The 20037-nt window shown below is 42.2% G+C and carries 23 protein-coding genes and 1 pseudogene; 13 read left to right on the plus strand and 11 right to left on the minus strand.

The features are described 5' to 3' along the window. Positions 1-144 precede the first annotated feature (144 nt). The 5 genes from sul2 (FTU62_RS16360) to FTU62_RS16380 all read left to right on the plus strand — a co-directional run bounded on the left by sul2 (FTU62_RS16360) (position 145) and on the right by FTU62_RS16380 (position 3651). Complete coding sequence (gene sul2, locus FTU62_RS16360; protein ID WP_001043260.1) at positions 145-960, plus strand: sulfonamide-resistant dihydropteroate synthase Sul2; 816 nt, start codon at positions 145-147, stop codon at positions 958-960. A gap of 179 nt (positions 961-1139) precedes the next feature. Then, complete coding sequence (gene aph(3'')-Ib / locus FTU62_RS16365) at positions 1140-1943, plus strand: aminoglycoside O-phosphotransferase APH(3'')-Ib (RefSeq protein WP_001082319.1); 804 nt, start codon at positions 1140-1142, stop codon at positions 1941-1943. Further along, a complete protein-coding gene (locus FTU62_RS16370; protein ID WP_000480968.1) occupies positions 1943-2779 on the plus strand; it encodes an aminoglycoside O-phosphotransferase APH(6)-Id in 837 nt (278 codons plus the stop codon). The genes aph(3'')-Ib and FTU62_RS16370 overlap by 1 nt, the downstream gene beginning before the upstream one ends. Positions 2780-2999: 220 nt before the next feature. Further along, the gene (locus tag FTU62_RS16375) at positions 3000-3356 is read left to right on the plus strand and encodes a type II toxin-antitoxin system RelE/ParE family toxin (RefSeq protein WP_004967307.1); all 357 of its coding nucleotides are present in this window, start codon (positions 3000-3002) and stop codon (positions 3354-3356) included. Further along, complete coding sequence (locus tag FTU62_RS16380; protein ID WP_001140620.1) at positions 3349-3651, plus strand: helix-turn-helix domain-containing protein; 303 nt, start codon at positions 3349-3351, stop codon at positions 3649-3651. Before FTU62_RS16375 ends, FTU62_RS16380 begins: the two co-directional genes overlap by 8 nt. A gap of 81 nt (positions 3652-3732) precedes the next feature. Here FTU62_RS16380 and FTU62_RS16385 read toward each other — a convergent pair whose 3' ends face one another. Further along, positions 3733-4008: a hypothetical protein gene (locus FTU62_RS16385; RefSeq protein WP_004967304.1), complete on the minus strand. Its 276-nt coding sequence runs from the start codon at positions 4006-4008 to the stop codon at positions 3733-3735. 200 nt (positions 4009-4208) lie between these two features. Between FTU62_RS16385 and FTU62_RS16390 the strand changes: the two genes are divergently transcribed. Next, positions 4209-4820: a recombinase family protein gene (locus tag FTU62_RS16390; RefSeq protein WP_015060246.1), complete on the plus strand. Its 612-nt coding sequence runs from the start codon at positions 4209-4211 to the stop codon at positions 4818-4820. A gap of 189 nt (positions 4821-5009) precedes the next feature. On the opposite strand, the gene FTU62_RS16395 is transcribed toward FTU62_RS16390, so the two are convergent. From FTU62_RS16395 to FTU62_RS16415, 5 genes are all read right to left on the minus strand, one after another. Then, positions 5010-5894 carry an Mph(E) family macrolide 2'-phosphotransferase gene (locus FTU62_RS16395; RefSeq protein WP_000155092.1) on the minus strand — a complete coding sequence of 295 codons (885 nt, stop codon included), beginning with the start codon at positions 5892-5894 and terminating at the stop codon, positions 5010-5012. Positions 5895-5949: 55 nt separating this feature from the next. After that, positions 5950-7425, minus strand: coding sequence for an ABC-F type ribosomal protection protein Msr(E) (gene msr(E) / locus FTU62_RS16400; RefSeq protein WP_000052512.1), 1476 nt, complete (start codon positions 7423-7425; stop codon positions 5950-5952). A 492-nt stretch (positions 7426-7917) separates the two neighbouring features. Next, positions 7918-8190: a NadS family protein gene (nadS, locus tag FTU62_RS16405; RefSeq protein WP_000369781.1), complete on the minus strand. Its 273-nt coding sequence runs from the start codon at positions 8188-8190 to the stop codon at positions 7918-7920. Further along, positions 8183-8503: a type II toxin-antitoxin system RelE/ParE family toxin gene (locus FTU62_RS16410; protein ID WP_000897307.1), complete on the minus strand. Its 321-nt coding sequence runs from the start codon at positions 8501-8503 to the stop codon at positions 8183-8185. The genes nadS and FTU62_RS16410 overlap by 8 nt, the downstream gene beginning before the upstream one ends. A gap of 158 nt (positions 8504-8661) precedes the next feature. Next, positions 8662-9303, minus strand: coding sequence for a TetR/AcrR family transcriptional regulator C-terminal domain-containing protein (locus FTU62_RS16415; protein WP_004787586.1), 642 nt, complete (start codon positions 9301-9303; stop codon positions 8662-8664). A 65-nt stretch (positions 9304-9368) separates the two neighbouring features. Between FTU62_RS16415 and tet(39) the strand changes: the two genes are divergently transcribed. Then, the gene (gene tet(39), locus FTU62_RS16420) at positions 9369-10556 is read left to right on the plus strand and encodes a tetracycline efflux MFS transporter Tet(39) (RefSeq protein WP_125279692.1); all 1188 of its coding nucleotides are present in this window, start codon (positions 9369-9371) and stop codon (positions 10554-10556) included. A gap of 229 nt (positions 10557-10785) precedes the next feature. On the opposite strand, the gene FTU62_RS16425 is transcribed toward tet(39), so the two are convergent. The 3 genes from FTU62_RS16425 to FTU62_RS16435 form a co-directional block, all read right to left on the minus strand. After that, on the minus strand, positions 10786-11301 hold the full coding sequence (locus tag FTU62_RS16425) for a plasmid replication DNA-binding protein (protein ID WP_180103226.1): 516 nt from the start codon (positions 11299-11301) through the stop codon (positions 10786-10788). A gap of 78 nt (positions 11302-11379) precedes the next feature. After that, positions 11380-12294 carry a replication initiation protein RepM gene (gene repM / locus FTU62_RS16430; protein ID WP_180074447.1) on the minus strand — a complete coding sequence of 305 codons (915 nt, stop codon included), beginning with the start codon at positions 12292-12294 and terminating at the stop codon, positions 11380-11382. A gap of 847 nt (positions 12295-13141) precedes the next feature. Next, complete coding sequence (locus tag FTU62_RS16435; protein ID WP_180000619.1) at positions 13142-13897, minus strand: hypothetical protein; 756 nt, start codon at positions 13895-13897, stop codon at positions 13142-13144. Between the two features lie 395 nt (positions 13898-14292). On the opposite strand from FTU62_RS16435, the gene FTU62_RS16440 reads away from it, so the two are divergent. Beyond that, positions 14293-15399 (plus strand): MobA/MobL family protein, encoded by a 1107-nt coding sequence (locus FTU62_RS16440; protein WP_373886377.1) that lies wholly within the window; start codon positions 14293-14295, stop codon positions 15397-15399. Here FTU62_RS16440 and FTU62_RS16445 read toward each other — a convergent pair. After that, positions 15383-15619: a hypothetical protein gene (locus FTU62_RS16445; RefSeq protein ID WP_257223162.1), complete on the minus strand. Its 237-nt coding sequence runs from the start codon at positions 15617-15619 to the stop codon at positions 15383-15385. The two genes, FTU62_RS16440 and FTU62_RS16445, sit on opposite strands and share 17 nt — an antisense overlap. A 142-nt stretch (positions 15620-15761) precedes the next feature. On the opposite strand from FTU62_RS16445, the gene FTU62_RS16450 reads away from it, so the two are divergent. From FTU62_RS16450 to FTU62_RS16470, 5 genes and pseudogenes are all read left to right on the plus strand, one after another. Then, on the plus strand, positions 15762-16283 hold the full coding sequence (locus FTU62_RS16450; protein ID WP_180103228.1) for a hypothetical protein: 522 nt from the start codon (positions 15762-15764) through the stop codon (positions 16281-16283). A 111-nt stretch (positions 16284-16394) separates the two neighbouring features. Then, positions 16395-16466, plus strand: a pseudogene (locus FTU62_RS16455) (type II toxin-antitoxin system HipA family toxin); the annotation flags it as partial. A gap of 134 nt (positions 16467-16600) precedes the next feature. Further along, the gene (sul2, locus tag FTU62_RS16460) at positions 16601-17416 is read left to right on the plus strand and encodes a sulfonamide-resistant dihydropteroate synthase Sul2 (RefSeq protein WP_001043260.1); all 816 of its coding nucleotides are present in this window, start codon (positions 16601-16603) and stop codon (positions 17414-17416) included. A gap of 86 nt (positions 17417-17502) precedes the next feature. Then, positions 17503-17751: a phosphoglucosamine mutase gene (locus tag FTU62_RS16465; RefSeq protein WP_071830581.1), complete on the plus strand. Its 249-nt coding sequence runs from the start codon at positions 17503-17505 to the stop codon at positions 17749-17751. Between the two features lie 61 nt (positions 17752-17812). After that, the gene (locus FTU62_RS16470) at positions 17813-18277 is read left to right on the plus strand and encodes an ATP-binding protein (RefSeq protein ID WP_071830580.1); all 465 of its coding nucleotides are present in this window, start codon (positions 17813-17815) and stop codon (positions 18275-18277) included. 73 nt (positions 18278-18350) lie between these two features. On the opposite strand, the gene mph is transcribed toward FTU62_RS16470, so the two are convergent. After that, positions 18351-19238 carry an Mph(E)/Mph(G) family macrolide 2'-phosphotransferase gene (gene mph / locus FTU62_RS16475; RefSeq protein ID WP_071830579.1) on the minus strand — a complete coding sequence of 296 codons (888 nt, stop codon included), beginning with the start codon at positions 19236-19238 and terminating at the stop codon, positions 18351-18353. Between the last annotated feature and the right edge of the window lie 799 nt (positions 19239-20037).

A 20037-nucleotide genomic window follows, 5' to 3' on the forward strand; every position in this document is an offset into this window, starting at 1 on the left:
TGTTCCATTTTAGAGATTTGTTTAAGATAAGATATAACTCATTGAGATGTGTCATAGTATTCGTCGTTAGAAAACAATTATTGTGACATTATTTCAATGAGTTATCTATTTTTGTCGTGTACAGAGATTATTATAGAAGCCCCCATGAATAAATCGCTCATCATTTTCGGCATCGTCAACATAACCTCGGACAGTTTCTCCGATGGAGGCCGGTATCTGGCGCCAGACGCAGCCATTGCGCAGGCGCGTAAGCTGATGGCCGAGGGGGCAGATGTGATCGACCTCGGTCCGGCATCCAGCAATCCCGACGCCGCGCCTGTTTCGTCCGACACAGAAATCGCGCGTATCGCGCCGGTGCTGGACGCGCTCAAGGCAGATGGCATTCCCGTCTCGCTCGACAGTTATCAACCCGCGACGCAAGCCTATGCCTTGTCGCGTGGTGTGGCCTATCTCAATGATATTCGCGGTTTTCCAGACGCTGCGTTCTATCCGCAATTGGCGAAATCATCTGCCAAACTCGTCGTTATGCATTCGGTGCAAGACGGGCAGGCAGATCGGCGCGAGGCACCCGCTGGCGACATCATGGATCACATTGCGGCGTTCTTTGACGCGCGCATCGCGGCGCTGACGGGTGCCGGTATCAAACGCAACCGCCTTGTCCTTGATCCCGGCATGGGGTTTTTTCTGGGGGCTGCTCCCGAAACCTCGCTCTCGGTGCTGGCGCGGTTCGATGAATTGCGGCTGCGCTTCGATTTGCCGGTGCTTCTGTCTGTTTCGCGCAAATCCTTTCTGCGCGCGCTCACAGGCCGTGGTCCGGGGGATGTCGGGGCCGCGACACTCGCTGCAGAGCTTGCCGCCGCCGCAGGTGGAGCTGACTTCATCCGCACACACGAGCCGCGCCCCTTGCGCGACGGGCTGGCGGTATTGGCGGCGCTGAAAGAAACCGCAAGAATTCGTTAACTGCACATTCGGGATATTTCTCTATATTCGCGGTTCAGCAGGCATGTCCCCTTTGAGGGCGACCCGACGACAGGATAATCGACCTTACCCAAGTTACGCCTTAAATTTGGATCAATTAGGGGCGCTTTGCATTTCAAATCTTTGTGCAACAAAGCCTCAGAAAACTGAAGGAACCTCCATTGAATCGAACTAATATTTTTTTTGGTGAATCGCATTCTGACTGGTTGCCTGTCAGAGGCGGAGAATCTGGTGATTTTGTTTTTCGACGTGGTGACGGGCATGCCTTCGCGAAAATCGCACCTGCTTCCCGCCGCGGTGAGCTCGCTGGAGAGCGTGACCGCCTCATTTGGCTCAAAGGTCGAGGTGTGGCTTGCCCCGAGGTCATCAACTGGCAGGAGGAACAGGAGGGTGCATGCTTGGTGATAACGGCAATTCCGGGAGTACCGGCGGCTGATCTGTCTGGAGCGGATTTGCTCAAAGCGTGGCCGTCAATGGGGCAGCAACTTGGCGCTGTTCACAGCCTATCGGTTGATCAATGTCCGTTTGAGCGCAGGCTGTCGCGAATGTTCGGACGCGCCGTTGATGTGGTGTCCCGCAATGCCGTCAATCCCGACTTCTTACCGGACGAGGACAAGAGTACGCCGCAGCTCGATCTTTTGGCTCGTGTCGAACGAGAGCTACCGGTGCGGCTCGACCAAGAGCGCACCGATATGGTTGTTTGCCATGGTGATCCCTGCATGCCGAACTTCATGGTGGACCCTAAAACTCTTCAATGCACGGGTCTGATCGACCTTGGGCGGCTCGGAACAGCAGATCGCTATGCCGATTTGGCACTCATGATTGCTAACGCCGAAGAGAACTGGGCAGCGCCAGATGAAGCAGAGCGCGCCTTCGCTGTCCTATTCAATGTATTGGGGATCGAAGCCCCCGACCGCGAACGCCTTGCCTTCTATCTGCGATTGGACCCTCTGACTTGGGGTTGATGTTCATGCCGCCTGTTTTTCCTGCTCATTGGCACGTTTCGCAACCTGTTCTCATTGCGGACACCTTTTCCAGCCTCGTTTGGAAAGTTTCATTGCCAGACGGGACTCCTGCAATCGTCAAGGGATTGAAACCTATAGAAGACATTGCTGATGAACTGCGCGGGGCCGACTATCTGGTATGGCGCAATGGGAGGGGAGCAGTCCGGTTGCTCGGTCGTGAGAACAATCTGATGTTGCTCGAATATGCCGGGGAGCGAATGCTCTCTCACATCGTTGCCGAGCACGGCGACTACCAGGCGACCGAAATTGCAGCGGAACTAATGGCGAAGCTGTATGCCGCATCTGAGGAACCCCTGCCTTCTGCCCTTCTCCCGATCCGGGATCGCTTTGCAGCTTTGTTTCAGCGGGCGCGCGATGATCAAAACGCAGGTTGTCAAACTGACTACGTCCACGCGGCGATTATAGCCGATCAAATGATGAGCAATGCCTCGGAACTGCGTGGGCTACATGGCGATCTGCATCATGAAAACATCATGTTCTCCAGTCGCGGCTGGCTGGTGATAGATCCCGTCGGTCTGGTCGGTGAAGTGGGCTTTGGCGCCGCCAATATGTTCTACGATCCGGCTGACAGAGACGACCTTTGTCTCGATCCTAGACGCATTGCACAGATGGCGGACGCATTCTCTCGTGCGCTGGACGTCGATCCGCGTCGCCTGCTCGACCAGGCGTACGCTTATGGGTGCCTTTCCGCAGCTTGGAACGCGGATGGAGAAGAGGAGCAACGCGATCTAGCTATCGCGGCCGCGATCAAGCAGGTGCGACAGACGTCATACTAGATATCAAGCGACTTCTCCTATCCCCTGGGAACACATCAATCTCACCGGAGAATATCGCTGGCCAAAGCCTTAGCGTAGGATTCCGCCCCTTCCCGCAAACGACCCCAATATGAAAAACCCCGGCAGGATGCTGGGGTTTTTTATTGCCTATCATTTCTCATTTGCAAAACAAGCATAATGCTCCTAAAATATAGACTATAATCTATATTTTGGTTGTGGTATGTGGATAGTCATTACGACAGATCTATTTAATGAATGGCTTGAACAGCAAGACGAATCAACACAAGAGAAGGTTCTGGCTGCCCTAGTTGTTCTACAGCAGCAAGGACCAAGTTTAGGCCGCCCTTTAGTAGATACTGTCTATGACTCTAAATTTACCAACATGAAAGAGCTTCGTGTTCAACATCGAGGTAAACCACTGAGAGCTTTCTTCGCATTTGATCCTTTACGACAGGCTATTGTTCTATGTATTGCTGATAAAGGCAGTAAAAAGCGTTTTTATAAAGACATGCTGGATATTGCAGATGAACAATACCAACTTCATCTCACCACCCTAGGAGATAAATCTAATGGCTAAGACTCTGCAAGAATTGTTAGCTAGCCGCTCTCCAGAGAGCCAAGCCCGTATTCAAAAAATGGCAGATGAATTACTGCTAGAAAATCAGCTTCATCTTATTCGTGAAGAACTTGAAATCTCTCAAAAGGAACTTGCTGAAACTTTGGGAATAAAACAGCCATCGCTTTCAGCAATAGAAAATCGTGGCAATGATCTTAAGATTTCAACCATGAAAAAGTATGTTGAGGCAATGGGCGGGAAGCTCCGTATTGATGTAGAGCTTCCAACAGGAAAACATATAGGATTCAATGTTTAACAATAAAAATGGGAGCTAAAGACTCCCATTTTTAGATTCGTATAATCGCCATTATGTTAAATTAGCGATATTAAGAATAATTTAGCTTTCGCAAAAAACATATAATTTACTTCTTAAGTAATCCAAACGATTGTTTTCTTTGATAAGTGGATCACCATTGCGATATAAAACGATATCATCCATTGATCCCATTCCTCCAATGGTACTTTGTATTTTATATTTTGCGTATTCTAGATCATCATCAATATAGAACAGTATTCTTTTATACATTTCTGCCCAATGTTCTAAATTCTGTTCTTCAAACAATTCTATTAGTTCTTGAATTGTTGATTTTAAATCTTCAATTTTATTTTTCATAAAAGTATTTTTTAAGATTCTCTAAAATTAACATAATACACGTTATACGAATTCCCAAGGCATGGCTTTTAGTCATGCTTTTTTTATCAAAAGACTATACCTGAATGATAGCGAGCCAAATCGCATACAATATCTATCATTAGACTTAATGCAATAATTAAATGATAGTATTATCATTAATCTAATAGAATTAAGATTAAATGATAGAAATGAATACACGTATTTATCTACGAGCTTCAACTAAAGATCAAGATGCAGAAAGGGCTTTGCAGATTCTTCAGGATCTAAACCAAAACTTGAATTTGGGTGAAACCATTGTGTACGTGGAAAACTATAGTGGTACGAAGTTAGACCGACCTGAATTGAATAAGCTACTGTCAGAAGCAAATCAAGGTGACACATTGTTAGTTGAAAGTATTGACCGCTTATCACGCCTAACCCAACGAGATTTTCAAGAGCTGAAGCGCAGGATCCAGGAGAAGGGACTTCGTTTAGTCGTAGCAGATCTTCCTACTACCTACCAAATGATTCAAACCAGTGACAGCATTACTCATTCAATCTTGGAACTCATCAACAATATGTTGATTGATCTTCTGGCAACAATGGCCCGCCTAGACAATGAGAAACGTATAGAACGTATTAAGCAGGGCCTGGCACGTTCGGGTTACAAACCAACAGGCAAGAAGGCAAATGAGGCTAAACATAAACGAATAAAAGAATTGCTAGTAGTTGGCAATATGACTAAGGAAGAAATTGCCAAAGCAGTGAATTGTGGAGTTGCAACTGTCTATCGAGTTGCTAAAGTTATCTAAAAGAGGCTTATCTCAACGCGCCCCCAATGGGGCACCGCTGCATTCAGGTTACTTCACATAAGAAATTTTATGTTAAATGATTGTTAGAAATGCCCCTTGATCGAGGCATTTTCTATAAAGAATACTAAAAACTAATTAAAGCCAACCAAGTTTCAAAACAAGGCAGTTCTCAGCAATCATATTTTTAAATTATATAACTCCCAACTGAGCTTTTGCTCCAACGATAAGGCTTTCATTTTGAGTTTCTAAGGCAAATAAACCATACATCAAAGGAGAGGCCGCTGCTCTTTCTAAAGTCTGTTCATATAGTTTATTCCAAACTTTACCCCCTAGTTTTTCATACTCGATGATTAGAGTTTTGAGGCTTTCTTCTCCAAACAAAGTTACATGCCCAGCAAAATCAATCGCTGGGTCATCTATATGGGCTGTTGACCAATCAATAACGCCTGAAACAGCTCCATCCTTTGAAGCTAGTACATGCCCAGCATATAAATCGCCATGTATAAATTGGGTGAAATCTGCCCATAGAACATCATTATCCAACCATTTTCTGTAGCGGGTTTCCAATTGCTCACTTATACCAATTTCAGATTTTACTAACTGCAAATTGTTTGCTATTTCAGGTCTTAAATCTGAAGGTTTCATAATTTTCAAATCATTTTCCCGAACTTCTTTTTCAGGAATACTATGGATTTCAAATAAGGTTTTTGCCAAAGATGTTATGTATTTCGGGCTATCTTTGTCCATATTCCAAATTATTTCATAGGTTTCAGCATCCAAATTTAAAACAGGATTATCTTTAAGTATGGGATAAGCCACTAATTCTGTAGATGAAATTCTCCAATCAGGAACCTCTACAGAAAGATGTTTTTTTACCAATTCTAAAATGCGTTTTTCTTTCTTGATTTGTTCCCTCATGCCATCACGACGAGGAATACGCAGCAACCATTGTTGCCCCTTTGTATCAAGAGCAAAAACGACCTTAAAATCAATGCCCATTTCATTGAAATTCATTTTGTCCGTAAGCAACAAGCCGTGTGCTTCAGCAAGTGATTGAATATCTTGAATTGTCATTTTTAATTTCCTTTAAAGAGTTCAATAATTAATGTTCGGATTAGATTGGCTATCATTAACAATCTCTCTCAAAAGTCTTGATGATTTTGTGGTCTTTGATCTCGTAGATAATGTCAGCAATATTATCGACCAATTGCTTGTCATGAGATACGAAGATAATAGTTCCTGCATAGGACTTCATCATTGTTTCTAATGCGGCAATACTTTTTAGGTCAAGATAGTTTCCTGGTTCATCCATAAGCAAAATATTATATTTTCCTAAAAGCATTTTGGATAAAAGCAGTTTGATGATTTCACCTCCCGATAAGTCGGATAAGTTTTTTTGAATATCATTCGCTCCGATCCCCATTGAAGCCAATACTGCACGAATTTCCGCAACTGTGTACTCGCACTCTTCCTGCATAAAGGAGAGCACAGATTTATGCGTGTTAAATTTATATCCTGTTTGTGTAAAGTAGCCAATTTCAGCTTTTGGAGATATGGTTAATCCATCAGCACGTTCTGATATCATTTTTAACAAGGACGTTTTCCCTGTTCCATTCGATCCAGTTATAGCGACTTTAGCGCCAAGCGGTATTATAAAGTTAGCGTCATCAAAGATAGTACGGCTACCAAATTTTAAGCTCAGACCATCTGCCGTAATCGGGAACTTATTGTGCAGTTCTAGGGCTGAACTTTGACGAAAACGAATAGAACGCAAATGCTCTGGTGCTTGAATATCTTCTAATGCAGCCAAACGCTTTTCCATACTCTTAGCTGCCTGATACAGTTTTCTTTGCTTGGTGCCAGTCATTTTTGCATGCCCAAGTCGTCCAGCACTTTCGGTAGAGTTTTTGGATTTTTCTCCTTTTTTCTTATTGTCTAATCGATTAGCTTGCTGGCGTTTTTCTTGCACAGCAGATTCTAATCGCTCCCGTTCCTTCATCATCAGCTCATATTCTACGGCTTGGTGTTGTCGCTCTTCTTCTTTTTGACGCAAGTAATCCGAGTAACCACCCCAATATTCCGTAATTTTACCGTCTTTTAACTCCCATATCTTGTCTACAACCATATCAAGAAAATATCGGTCATGACTGATAACAAGTAATGCTCCATCAAATGCTTTAAGTTGACCAATAAGTAGATCTATTCCATTGAGATCAAGGTGGCTGGTTGGTTCATCCGCTAGAATGCCATGTACTTGTTGGGAAAATGCGGCAGCAATTTTTGCACGAGTTTCCTCTCCGCCACTCATTGTGTCGTTTTGTACATTGGAAACACCAAGGCGAGATAACATTGCCCGGTCTTCGACCGTTTCTATTTCGATTCCGCCCAGTTGGCTGATATGTGCAAAATCACCAAAACGCTGTAATGTCGCTTCGGCTAAAACAATTTCGCCATTAAGTACTTTGAGTAAACTACTCTTTCCTGCTCCGTTATCACCCACAAGACCAATACGGTCATAAGAGTGAATTTCCAATTCATCAATATCCAAAACATCACGCCCAGCATAATCCAAGCGTATGTTTCTCGCTTTAATAATTAAACTCATTTTTATTTACTCCTGTTTAGCTCTTGAAATTTTTTATGCAGCAAACAGGATTTAGGTGAAAACAAAAGCTAGCATCACAGTGTCCTCCCAAAAAAAAAGCTATTCATCCACAGGGTGGACAAATAGCTAGTCAATTAAGTTATAACTGGAAACTATGCACTAAAAGCATACTTATAAATTAAGCATACTTTTACTTTATATATCCGCATATATTCTTAAAGACACAACAAAAGCCCACCATTATAAAATAGTGTCACTATGCAAATAGTTGTGTCTTAACGAATGCGGATAGAATGCATAAACTTACCTAAAAAATAAAATTCAGTTTTATGATAACTTTACTGTTAAAAGAAGTCTAGACAACCTTGTTTTATGCTTGGATATAAGGCTTATTTTAAAATAATAGTAGTGAAGATTTTCTAAAATTAACATAATACACCTTATACGAAATAAAAATGGGAGCCTTAAGCTCCCATTTTTTAAGTAATTTTTTCAAATAAGGCTTGGGTGAGCATCTAAAATTCGAATCAATGTAGCTGCTGGTCCAGTTGGATAGCGTCGTCCCTGTTCCCAATTTTGCAGGGTACGGGGGCTAATATGTAGACGTGCAGCAAATTCATTTTGGCTCAAGCCAGTTTTTTCACGTACTTCTTTAATATCAGGCAATTCGAGTTCTGTAACTCGGCTTGCTTTAACTTCTTTACGTTTGATAGCTCCAGCTTCTTTGATTGAAGCAACCAAGTCATCAAATAAGTTGTTATCCATGAAATTGCTCCTTCACGAGTTGGTGCAGAATGGCGGTTTCCTTATCTGTTAAATTATCTTTTACTGATTTTGGATAAGCCACTAAGAAAAAGATCTGATCATCCTCGGTGACCCAATAATAAATCACCCGTATCCCACCACTTTTCCCTTTGTTACCTTGAGCACAACGTACTTTGCGAATACCACCGCCATTCTTGATTAGGTCACCTCTATCAGGCTGTACCAAAAGATCTTGCTGAAGTTGACGATATTCCTCATCAGATACAAGGTCTTTAATTTGCTTGGTAAAGATGCTGGTTTCAATAAATAACATGGACTCTTTATACGTCAATGGCGTATTTGAATTTTAGCAGTTTCCATAACAAAAAACGAGAGCTGGTAGATCTCGTTTCGCATAACAGCCATTATGTTAAATAATTAAGGATAAAAGCTTTATTACTAAATAGAACAGTTGCTTAAAGCAGTATAGAGTTAAGTTTGCATTTTAATATCAAGTTGTCTTTCAGCACCGATAATCACCATACGAATCCCATTTTCAAAAATGTCATCCGCATTCATATTTTGTAAGGTATTCACTCCTTGGAGCATGAGTGGATATATAGTTGGATCGGCTTCGAATGGTGGGTCTGATCTTATTTCTTCTTGCTGCTCCTCAAGGACCCACCCAACAATAAACCTTCCTAATGTCATAAGTAATGCAACTGCTTCAACAGGAGAAAACCCAGCATGAGATAACAGCGCAACTTGGGCCTCAATCGTGTTGAAATGTCCTTGACTGGGGCTAGTTCTTGCATGTAGACGAGCACCATCACGGTAAGCTAGTAGTGCTCGACGAAAGCTTACAGAATTAGCGAGCAACCAATCTTGCCATGTCATCCCATCGATGGGTAAAGAAACTAAATGGTGTTCATTTATAATGGTTTCCGCCATTGCTTCCATTAACAAGGATTTATTCTTGAAATGCCAATATAGAGTTGGAGATTTAATACCCAATCGTTGAGCTAGCTTGCGTGTGGTTATTGAATCTATGCCTTCTTCATTCAACATATCCAATGCGGTACGCAGGACTATTTCACGTGTCAGACGTTGAGGTGCAATATCTTTTTTACTCATAAATCTATCACTGATAGGGAGTGTGTGAGAGAATATTAATTCTATCATTGCTAGAGAAGGCATTTGTGAAGAAATCATTGAGCGTGATTTTAATCACTATATTTCTGGATGCTGTTGGGATTGGTTTAATTATGCCGATCTTGCCTGAATTATTACGGTCATTGGCTGGAGCTGAAGCAGGCGGTGTTCACTATGGTGCTTTATTAGCTGTGTATGCTCTGATGCAGTTCATTTTTGCACCTATCCTTGGAGCGTTGAGTGACCGATTTGGACGTCGACCTGTATTAATTATTTCAATTGCTGTTGCAACGGCTGATTATCTCCTAATGGCTGCTGCTCCTTCTCTATTGTGGCTATATATTGGTCGTATTTTTGCGGGAATTACAGGTGCCAACATGGCTGTTGCAACAGCTTATGTTTCAGATATTACTCCAGCCCATGAGCGTGCAAAAAGGTTTGGTCTCCTTGGAGCTGTCTTTGGTATTGGGTTTATAGCGGGTCCGGTAATAGGTGGAGTTTTGGGTGAATGGAACTTACATGCACCGTTCTTTGCTGCTGCTTTTATGAATGGGATTAATTTAATAATGACAGCAGTCTTATTAAAAGAATCAAAACACAGCAATAAAATGACTGAGAAGGTTCAGGAGCAATCAATATTAAAGAAATTATCCTATTTGATCACTCAACCTAATATGGCTCCATTGCTTGGTATCTTTTTAATTATCACATTGGTTTCACAAGTCCCCGCAACTTTATGGGTTATCTATGGGCAGGATCGTTATGGCTGGAGTATATTTATTGCAGGTGTTTCCCTTGCTAGTTATGGAATATGCCATTCTATTGCACAGGCTTTTGCTATCGCCCCTATGGTAAAGAGGTTTGGAGAGAAAAATACGTTGTTATGTGGAATAGCTTGCGATGCAATTGGTTTACTTCTTTTATCTATTGCTGTTGAAGAATGGGTGCCTTTTGCGTTGTTACCATTGTTTGCCCTTGGTGGAGTAGCCGTTCCTGCTTTGCAAGCAATGATGTCCAGAGGTATTAGTGATGAAAGACAAGGTGAATTACAAGGGCTATTAAGCAGTTTTAATAGTCTGGGGGCTATAATTGGTCCTGTATTAGTTACTAGCCTCTATTTTATGACTCAGGCATCAGCTCCTGGAATGGTATGGGCATTAGCTGCAATACTTTATGTAATCACCCTACCCTTATTGCTTAAGTATCGCCTGAATAAATATTCTGGAGTTCCATAAAATATTTAATTTATTGGTTTAAAAACTAATGGATTCTATAGTTTATCTAAAATTAACATAATACACCTTATGCGAAATGTGTTATAATTCTCTTTAGAAATCAGTGCAGTAGGTTTCCATTTTTAGCCCATCTATACCTAGATGGGCTTTTTTTATGATTTTTCACGTTCCACGCCTACTATTTAATCAATGTTCCACAACTTTGTTCATATCAGTTAAACAATCGTGGTTAATCATAGGGTCTAAAAAAACGGCTCCAAAAGCCTCTTTTCGGTTGTTCCGGTACTGGAATCCGCTTATTTTCTGTCTGATCTGGAGTAGTCAATCCGTCATGTTTAGCTTCTGCTGTGTCCGGTTCGGAGGCTGTTTTGGCCATGCTTGATTGCACTGGTTCTTGATCGGTAAACGTAGTCATATTAGGTTTTGGGGCTTCTAATAGGCGTTGCATCGTTTCAATTTGGTTTTGATAGAAAGATTCCCGATCTTTGGCATCATCAAGCTGATTTTTTAGCATGTCTATTTGTTGTCTAAGCAGTAAAACTTCTGCCGAATTTGGACTGTCTATTTTTACAGGTTCTTTTACATCCTGTTTTTTGACGGGTTCCCCAAAAACACGGATTGCTTCCGCTAGATCAATCTTATTCTCAGAATTTTTACTTAAAATTCCTTTCTTTATGTTGTTGTAAATCGTTTGTCTATTGATGTTGTAGAGCTTGGAAAGTTCAAGAACTGTAAGGGTTTTCATGCTGTAAACCTATGCCTAAACTTGTCAAAATTGATTGTCTATTAGACTGTCTAATAGACAAATGATCAAGTCTATAATTTAGGCAGCTTTAAACCCGACTTTTTCAAGTAAAGGAATAAATTCCTTTACTTTTTCTGAATCTTTGAGCATCTCAGCAAGCCTTACAGCAAATTCAGGATAGCTTTCAGTTCCTTGAGAATAGTTGCTACTTACTTCTGGGAGTTCTGATAGTTTGTTAGCAAACAAGTGACGTTGTGCATCAGTTAATTTAGGGAAATCAACCTTTGTATTTTGTGTTTTAGTTTTTTTCTGGGTTAGTTTAAAAGAAAATCCTGAAATGATTCGACCTGTTTTATGTTGTTCGTATTTAGCAGTTATATCTGTTAGCTCATTAACTTGTTTAATAGCAAAATCTAGAACATAACTTTTGAAGTTACTCATAGTCTTATACTGATTAACTTCAACGCCTAGTTGCTGTCTAAATGTTTGTAAATCAAAAACAGGAGTCTTTCCTGCGGATCTCCATTGAATTAACAATTCATACAAACGAATTGCATAAGTACTGGTTAATTTAGCGACTTGCTGTAATTCATACTTAGTAAAGTTTTCTTCTAAGCGAGTAATAAGAGGAACTATGTCTTGAGTGAAGCGTAAAAAAACAATCCCTGAATTTGGTTCATAACCAATTTTATCTACCCAACGACAGTGAAAACTGCGGTCTTTCCCCGTTTTAGGGCTAATGTCATGATAAGTGACATAACGGTCAAATAAGCTTTTAGATGCATCTCTCAGAACTTTATAAGCAGTATGTTTTTCAACATTAAAAGTATTTATATAACTACTTGCATGAACTTCAAGGAGGCTATTTTCTGTAATCCCATGTCCAGTTTCTCTGGCTTCTGCTATCGCAAGTAAAATTAAGCGTTGTTCTACCGTATCAAGTGTATAACTTGCTTGAACTAAAGCATTGTCTTTAACAATTAATTTTGACATTTCTCTATTTATTATCTTAACAACTAGGTCGTAAGATAGACTATTCAAATTGTTTTGGCAATTCTCTTTTTACTAGGTCGATAAACCTAGTTTTAATACCCTTTAAGACTAATATAATTTCACCACCTTTAAAGGCTTTTAGGCTAATAAACCTTAGCTTAGTGATTGTTTTAAGAGCAAACTTAATATTAAAGAAGTAAAAGGTCGACAAACCTAGTTTTAAGGTCGACAAACCTAGTTTTAAGGGTCGACAAACCTAGTTTTAAGGGTCGACAAACCTAGTTTTAAGGGTCGACAAACCTAGTTTAATAGAACCTGTAAAGCTTTTAAATAAATGCTTTCAGGATATCTAAAAGCATTTAAAAACATTAAAAATAATTAAAAGCCCAGGGAGTGAAAAAATTGCCCTATGTTTTCGCTACGCTCAAACTCTATTGAATCTCGCTTTCACTCGATTCGTTGGGGCAATTTTTTAGTTAATTCTTTCTTGAATTCTAAAAATCAAAAGCAAGAATGAATTCGCTTCGCTCATAAAGCTTTTTTACTCGCTTTCGCTCGATCTAGAATCTGATTTTTACATGTGATTTACGCTTTATTAGGCTCTACGGCCTAAAAAGCTGTTTTTCAGAAAGTCGAAGCGCGAATTTTAGTGGTTCGCTCGTAGACACTCGCTCTATAGATACCTTTTAGGTATTTAATTTGAGTTTTAAGGACATTTCTTAATTTATAAATTAAGGATTCATTTAGGGGTGAAGCGTAAAAGGGCTTATTTCGCATTTTTAGCCCTGATTACATTTTTTATGTAGGATTTTATAGGATTGAGCTCAAAACAGGCTGTAATCGCATTTTATGGCTTTTTACGGTGCTTTTGGATGAGTACCTTGTGAAGTTTTTGTCCATTGATGTTATAGGTTGGCAAATCTTCAATCATACGCTGGAATAATTTTGTTTCTTCCTTGAGGTCTTCGGTGTTGTTTTGGATCTCTTTATAGATTGTGGTTTCTTTAATGGCTCTTTCCCAAATAATGCTCTGTAGGAGGGCATCTCTGAGTAGGGGAATATCGCTGTGTTGGATCTGAAGATCCAGGTCTTTATAAAGCGATTGAACTACACCTCCTATCGCGTATTTGAGTTGGTTTTCTGCATTGCGTTTTTTCTGGGCTTCTGTCAGTTCCTTGTGACTTTTCTGCAAAATTTCACGTTTGTGTTCATTCTCCAGCCGGATTCGATTGTCTAGGGCGGCTTTTTCAATTTTCTGATAAGACTCTAGGGCGCGATCTAGGCGGAAAAAATTATCCTGATCCATTGTTTGATTGAGTAAGGTCAGAATTTCAATTTCGTTGGCCAAGAGGGGCTGTTGGTTTTTGTCCTTCAGTTTGATTTGTTCAATGAGTGCCTGTCTTGTTAGAAACTGGTTTTTCTCTCGATCGACTGTTTTGAACAGGCTGAGTTGTTTGTCATTGAATCTGCCATTGGATTGCTGAAGTAGGGTCAAAGCCTGTTGTTGTTTTTTCTTGAGGAAGGGAAGTTTCTCCAGAAATTGCTGCAATGTCGTGAGGTCATTTGAGGTGAGTATTTTCGTAGGTCTTCCACGGGCCGCCATCGCATTCTCCAGCATAAAATGGGTGAGGTTTTTGTGTTTTCAGTTTAGCATAGGCCGGCACGGGAAGAATTAAATAAAATGTGGGAACATTTTATTTAATTCTTAAGCTCGTTTCCGTGTTTTTAATTTGATACCATTACTACGCAATGATATCAAATTAAAAACACTTCTCCTCGTGCTCCGCAGGCTCTGCGAGGCCCCGTGAATTTGAAGGTGGGAATATGTTCTACTGCAATCTGGAACACACAACCAAAAAAGCCGTGAAGACCCGATCTGGAAAAGTGAAAAATGGTGCCACGGCCAAGAACAGATTTCATTACATTAGTCGGACTTCGCATTTCAAAAATTATAAAGAAAGTGCTTCTGAACAGATTGAATTTGTCAGATCGGGGAATATGCCGAGTTTTGCGGAAGGAAAGCCGGCTGTATTTTGGGAAGCTGCTGATATTTATGAACGCAGTAATGGGCGCACCTGTTCAAGCATGGTGGTGGCCCTACCGAAAGAATTAAACCAGGCGCAGCGGATTGAGTTGGCTGAAGCGTTTATTACCGAGTTTGCAGATCGTTACCGCTATCCATTCACCTGCGCTATTCATAATCATACGGGGTCCCTCGGAGGGCAAGAGCAGCCACATCTACACTTTATGTACAGTGAGCGACATGTGGATGGCATTGAGCGGACAGTGGCGCAGTTTTTTAGGCGTTATAACCCAAAGGATCCACAGAAAGGCGGTGCGCAGAAGCTTACGGCTGATGTATTAGGCATGGGAAAGGCCCAGCTGCAGTTGTATCGGCAAAAAGCTGAGGATCTGATCAATGAGAGTTTGATGCGTTATGCCCCAACTAAAATCGTTGAGATTAAGGGGATTCAGGTTGAGGTTCCGAGCTTGGTTAGTTGTTTGTCTAATCAGGAATATAATAAAAAGCATGGTACTCAGTTGCAGGATGTACCGGTGATGAATAAGGCGGTACGTTTTGCGCGTGAGAATGAGCCTGAGTTGTGGGCCAAGCGTGAAGAGATGGTGGCAGAGATCAATCGGCTACGTGCCGAAAATCGTTATGAGCTATATCGTCCCCTTTATGAGGCTGAATTAAAAAATCGACAAGAACTTGATGAACTGAGCAAGCAAGCTGAAACGCCACGGACGCGACAACACTGGTATGCGCAAGAGAAGTTATTGTTTTTACAGCATAATATGTTGCAAACTTTATTGAAAGATCCTCAAACGACTGAACCGATGACATTGATTCAGCATGATTTACAGGCTTGTATCGATCTTTTAAATACAGAGTTTTTTGAGCGAATTGAGAAATTACGCTATTTGGGGAAATTGCAACATCAGTTCGAAAGTGCAATAACGCATACAACAGAAATTTATCAGGTTTTAGAGGATCTTCAGCAGCAGATCATGACTGGTCGACAGGATCTGGTTATACGTTCACTGAAGAATACACCAGAGAAAAAATTAGATCGTGATGATGATTTTAGTCCTGGTTTTTAGGTTGATTATTTAAGGCACGCCACTGCATGAGGAGCACAGCTTCTTCATCTTCCCACGTACTTTCACCTGACTGGATTCGTTCAAAGCGTTCCCAGGATCTTTTTTCATGGCGTTTTTTCTCTTCAGGACTCATGCCAAAGGTAACTATTGATTGAGCAGACTTCCATGCTCTTCTTTTATCTGCCTCTTTTAGGTATTGAATGGTACTGAATTTTTTCATGGGAAATATCTCATGTCGCATAAGAGATTAGTCATTACGAATACTTCTTTAAAGTTAATGGTTACCTATTAGTCATTGAATAGATTAGATACCTAGAACTATTCTATATCGTTTTTTTAAACTTAATAATTATGAGTAACTTATGAGAATTTTTTTATTTACGTTATTGGCTCTTGTTCTGACGGCATGTTCAAAACCTTATGATAAATATATTGGATACTGGAAGGCAGAGGGTACTAAATCGCAAAGGGTTTTAGAAATTTACAAAGAAGGTAAAGATACCTATCTTGTTAATGACAACATTCTCTCTGAAAAGGATTGGTTTGGAAATAAGAAGAACGGAACTGTTCTTGAACAAACGGATAAAGAGCTTGGCGTAAATAATGGTTTAACGGTGGTGAAGTTTAACGTGTCTGAAGATGGGAAAACTTTGAGAATTTCTAACAAGCAATACACTAAAATTAGTGAAGATGAAGTTCAAACTATCGTAAAAAATAAACAGGCTTGTGATGATCTTCGGACTAAGTATTTAGAAGAGGCTAAGACTTTCAATATTTTTGCAAAAACTGCCGAAAAAACTAAACAGGAACAAATCAAAGAAAGCTATTTAGCTAAGCAAAAAGAAATTTCGGATTGTAACTTTTATATCTCTAAAGCTTACTAATACGTAAGCTTTTTCAAAAGCGGGGATTTCCTCGCTTTTTTGATTTCGCATAAGAGATTTTATGTTAAATCGATAATCAAAAAGCCCATGAAAGTAAGCCTTTTTTCATCCGGTTATGTGCCACCTTTTGATTTTGAAGCAATGTACTATGATAAAATTAATCCGTTAGGTCAGGTGGCCTAACTTAAATAAAAAAGTCTCCGACAAACCCGGTACGGTTCAGATCACCGCAAACAGGTTACTCGCCTGGGGATTCCCTTTCGACCCGAGCATCCGTATGAGACTCATGCTCGATTATTATTATTATAGAAGCCCCCATGAATAAATCGCTCATCATTTTCGGCATCGTCAACATAACCTCGGACAGTTTCTCCGATGGAGGCCGGTATCTGGCGCCAGACGCAGCCATTGCGCAGGCGCGTAAGCTGATGGCCGAGGGGGCAGATGTGATCGACCTCGGTCCGGCATCCAGCAATCCCGACGCCGCGCCTGTTTCGTCCGACACAGAAATCGCGCGTATCGCGCCGGTGCTGGACGCGCTCAAGGCAGATGGCATTCCCGTCTCGCTCGACAGTTATCAACCCGCGACGCAAGCCTATGCCTTGTCGCGTGGTGTGGCCTATCTCAATGATATTCGCGGTTTTCCAGACGCTGCGTTCTATCCGCAATTGGCGAAATCATCTGCCAAACTCGTCGTTATGCATTCGGTGCAAGACGGGCAGGCAGATCGGCGCGAGGCACCCGCTGGCGACATCATGGATCACATTGCGGCGTTCTTTGACGCGCGCATCGCGGCGCTGACGGGTGCCGGTATCAAACGCAACCGCCTTGTCCTTGATCCCGGCATGGGGTTTTTTCTGGGGGCTGCTCCCGAAACCTCGCTCTCGGTGCTGGCGCGGTTCGATGAATTGCGGCTGCGCTTCGATTTGCCGGTGCTTCTGTCTGTTTCGCGCAAATCCTTTCTGCGCGCGCTCACAGGCCGTGGTCCGGGGGATGTCGGGGCCGCGACACTCGCTGCAGAGCTTGCCGCCGCCGCAGGTGGAGCTGACTTCATCCGCACACACGAGCCGCGCCCCTTGCGCGACGGGCTGGCGGTATTGGCGGCGCTGAAAGAAACCGCAAGAATTCGTTAACTGCACATTCGGGATATTTCTCTATATTCGCGGTTCAGCAGGCATGTCCCCTTTGAGGGCGACCCGACGACAGGATAATCGACCTTATGGTGCGCAAATATTTCGGCACAGACGGTATTCGTGGCAAAGCCAACGAAGGCGCGATGACGGCGGAAACCGCCTTGCGCGTCGGCATGGCGGCTGGCCGTGTCTTTCGTCGCGGTGACCACCGCCATCGTGTCGTGATCGGCAAGGATACGCGCCTGTCGGGCTATATGCTTGAACCCGCGCTCACAGCCGGTTTCACCTCGATGGGCATGGACGTATTCCTTTTTGGCCCGCTGCCGACAACGTAATAGGAAGAATAAACGCCCTTTTCACCCAAGTCCAAATTAATTTGCCGATTCCATAATCAGGGTGTATTACAATTCCATAGAGTTTTTCAATCCAGGTGGTTTAGCTGATAACTTAACGATTGATCAGCTTCTTCGTGAAGATTACTCGCCATGGGCGCGCAATAAAAGGATATCTGCCACGTTCAAAGAAGCGCATTTTATTGAAAAATATGGGTCAGGCATCAAACGAATCCAAGAAGGCTTCGCATCCTATGGTCTGCGTCCCCCTGTCTTTGAAAATTTCCAGCACGGTTTTCGAGTTATTGTCTCATCAAAGCTACTTTTCGAATCTAATGAGGGAGTAAGTGAGGGAGTAAATCTACTATTTAATCAGATAAGAACTAATCCAGGAAAGCGTGCACCATTTTTAGTAAACGAGCTATTAGTTCCTGTCAAGATAGTAGAGCGGTGGCTCAAAATCTTAAGAGATGATCATAAAATCGAGTTTCGAGGAGCTCCTAAAAGTGGAGGATACTGGCTAAAATAGAAATCAATGATACTCTTAAGTGGCACCAATCGAACTCCTATTTTAGCATTTAAAAAAGTATCCTCACATCATTTTATTGAACAATACCTAAGGCTGCTCTGGCGGCATTGATATGATTATCGTCGTTGCACTCTACCGCAAAAGCGCCATATGCTAATGGAGCTGCAGCAGCCCTCTCTATAGATTGTTCGTAGAGCCTATCCCATATCGTTCCGCCTTGTTTAGCATACTCCGTTATCAAACTCTTCAGGCTATCCTCTCCAAAAACCGATACGTGACCAGAAAAGTCCAGTGCAGGATCACCCATATGCGCAGTAGACCAATCTATGATACCAGAGGTCTTACCTTCCTTCGAGGTTAAGACATGCCCTGCATAGAGATCGCCATGGATGAAACAAGTGAATTCAGGCCACAAAGGGTCATTGTCCAACCATCTACGGTATCTGTTTTCCAACGGCTCGCTGATACCTATCTCAGATTTCACCAAGTGGATACGGTCAGCTATTTCGGTCCTCAATTCACTTGGAGTCATTATTTTCAAGTTGCTCTTTCTCACATCGTCAGCTGTAATACGATGTAATTCGGCCAATGATTTTGCCAGAGACTCCACATAAGCTATGCTATCGCGATCTATGTTCCAAGAAACCTCATGTGTTATCGCATCGAATGTCAGAGCAGGCGCATCCTCCAGTAAAGGGTAGGCTATTAGGCGCTCCGATACAATTTTCCAATCAGGGACATTGATCGACAGGTTTCTTTTGGCTAAATCCAATATTCTACTTTCATTTTCGATTTGTTCAAGCATATCGCTTCTTCGAGGTATACGGAGTACCCAGTTCTCACCGTTTACTTCCTTTACAAAGGCAACTCTAAAGTCGATGCCCATCTCATTGACGCTCATCTCTTCCGAAATTCTCAGCCCATGCTCTAGGGCTAATGTTTGCATATCTTCGATTGTCATTTCTATACTGTTTTCTTTTATTAAATTGGTACCAGTTCCCCCGACAGGACATTCTGAATGTCATATACAGGTGTAACACTTTACCCATATTCTTTTCGTATGGATAACACTTCCCATCAGGGAACAAAAATCTGATACATGAATTAATTGTGAGACAGTAGACCTACTGTCGCATTGAAGCCATCTCGGCGACTATTTGATTAGGAAAACCAAGGCTTTGCCATCATAGCCTTATCATAGAAGTATAACATAGTTGTAAAGATAGAAAATTATTTTTTATTCATCCATGATGTTATTATTTTATAATAACATCATCTAAACATGTCCTGTCGCTCTTTTGTGCTGTGATATTTCATACCTATTAACTGCTTTCGTTTGAATTATACGACGTTCTACTCACAATAGGGCAAGGGTTACTCATTCCGTAGGATGCGGTTCACGTATAGGAAGAATAAACGCCCTTTTCACCCAAGTCCAACAGCTTTGGACCGCAGTTGACTCTTTCGACACCCCTGCGATGCAACCCAATCCGGCTGACGGGGAGCCAGCAACGCTGAAAATTTACCCTCCTCTTTCCCACTAGCGGCTCCTTTTCCGACAACCAGCACGGCGGATCCCTGCCGCGGCGCTGTGAACGCAGCATTTTGATTGGTATCGTTGGCCTTCAGGCTCGTCAGTCAAACAGACCCAGGAGCAGCTCAGCCGGTGGCGCCCGGCTTTCGGGTAACGCCCTGGTCCCGCTGGTTTCGGCTTTGTGCTTCAGGTGATCAAGGATCTGCTTGATCACTATAGGGTCTTC

This window comes from Acinetobacter sp. YH12126 (genome assembly GCF_013418745.1).
In the GTDB taxonomy this organism is placed as follows: Bacteria; Pseudomonadota; Gammaproteobacteria; order Pseudomonadales; family Moraxellaceae; genus Acinetobacter; species Acinetobacter amyesii.

What these genes read in the sequence shown, in the direction of transcription:
- sul2 (WP_001043260.1), top strand. Translation starts at nt 145, where the DNA reads ATGAATAAATCGCTCATCATTTTCGGCATCGTCAACATAACCTCGGAC.
- FTU62_RS16370 (WP_000480968.1), top strand. Translation starts at nt 1,943, where the DNA reads ATGTTCATGCCGCCTGTTTTTCCTGCTCATTGGCACGTTTCGCAACCT.
- FTU62_RS16375 (WP_004967307.1), top strand. Translation starts at nt 3,000, where the DNA reads ATGTGGATAGTCATTACGACAGATCTATTTAATGAATGGCTTGAACAG.
- FTU62_RS16380 (WP_001140620.1), top strand. Translation starts at nt 3,349, where the DNA reads ATGGCTAAGACTCTGCAAGAATTGTTAGCTAGCCGCTCTCCAGAGAGC.
- FTU62_RS16385 (WP_004967304.1), bottom strand. Translation starts at nt 4,008, where the DNA reads ATGAAAAATAAAATTGAAGATTTAAAATCAACAATTCAAGAACTAATA.
- FTU62_RS16390 (WP_015060246.1), top strand. Translation starts at nt 4,209, where the DNA reads ATGATAGAAATGAATACACGTATTTATCTACGAGCTTCAACTAAAGAT.
- FTU62_RS16395 (WP_000155092.1), bottom strand. Translation starts at nt 5,894, where the DNA reads ATGACAATTCAAGATATTCAATCACTTGCTGAAGCACACGGCTTGTTG.
- nadS (WP_000369781.1), bottom strand. Translation starts at nt 8,190, where the DNA reads ATGGATAACAACTTATTTGATGACTTGGTTGCTTCAATCAAAGAAGCT.
- FTU62_RS16410 (WP_000897307.1), bottom strand. Translation starts at nt 8,503, where the DNA reads ATGTTATTTATTGAAACCAGCATCTTTACCAAGCAAATTAAAGACCTT.
- FTU62_RS16415 (WP_004787586.1), bottom strand. Translation starts at nt 9,303, where the DNA reads ATGAGTAAAAAAGATATTGCACCTCAACGTCTGACACGTGAAATAGTC.
- FTU62_RS16425 (WP_180103226.1), bottom strand. Translation starts at nt 11,301, where the DNA reads ATGAAAACCCTTACAGTTCTTGAACTTTCCAAGCTCTACAACATCAAT.
- repM (WP_180074447.1), bottom strand. Translation starts at nt 12,294, where the DNA reads ATGTCAAAATTAATTGTTAAAGACAATGCTTTAGTTCAAGCAAGTTAT.
- FTU62_RS16435 (WP_180000619.1), bottom strand. Translation starts at nt 13,897, where the DNA reads ATGGCGGCCCGTGGAAGACCTACGAAAATACTCACCTCAAATGACCTC.
- FTU62_RS16440 (WP_373886377.1), top strand. Translation starts at nt 14,293, where the DNA reads ATGCCGAGTTTTGCGGAAGGAAAGCCGGCTGTATTTTGGGAAGCTGCT.
- FTU62_RS16445 (WP_257223162.1), bottom strand. Translation starts at nt 15,619, where the DNA reads ATGAAAAAATTCAGTACCATTCAATACCTAAAAGAGGCAGATAAAAGA.
- FTU62_RS16450 (WP_180103228.1), top strand. Translation starts at nt 15,762, where the DNA reads ATGAGAATTTTTTTATTTACGTTATTGGCTCTTGTTCTGACGGCATGT.
- sul2 (WP_001043260.1), top strand. Translation starts at nt 16,601, where the DNA reads ATGAATAAATCGCTCATCATTTTCGGCATCGTCAACATAACCTCGGAC.
- FTU62_RS16465 (WP_071830581.1), top strand. Translation starts at nt 17,503, where the DNA reads ATGGTGCGCAAATATTTCGGCACAGACGGTATTCGTGGCAAAGCCAAC.
- mph (WP_071830579.1), bottom strand. Translation starts at nt 19,238, where the DNA reads ATGACAATCGAAGATATGCAAACATTAGCCCTAGAGCATGGGCTGAGA.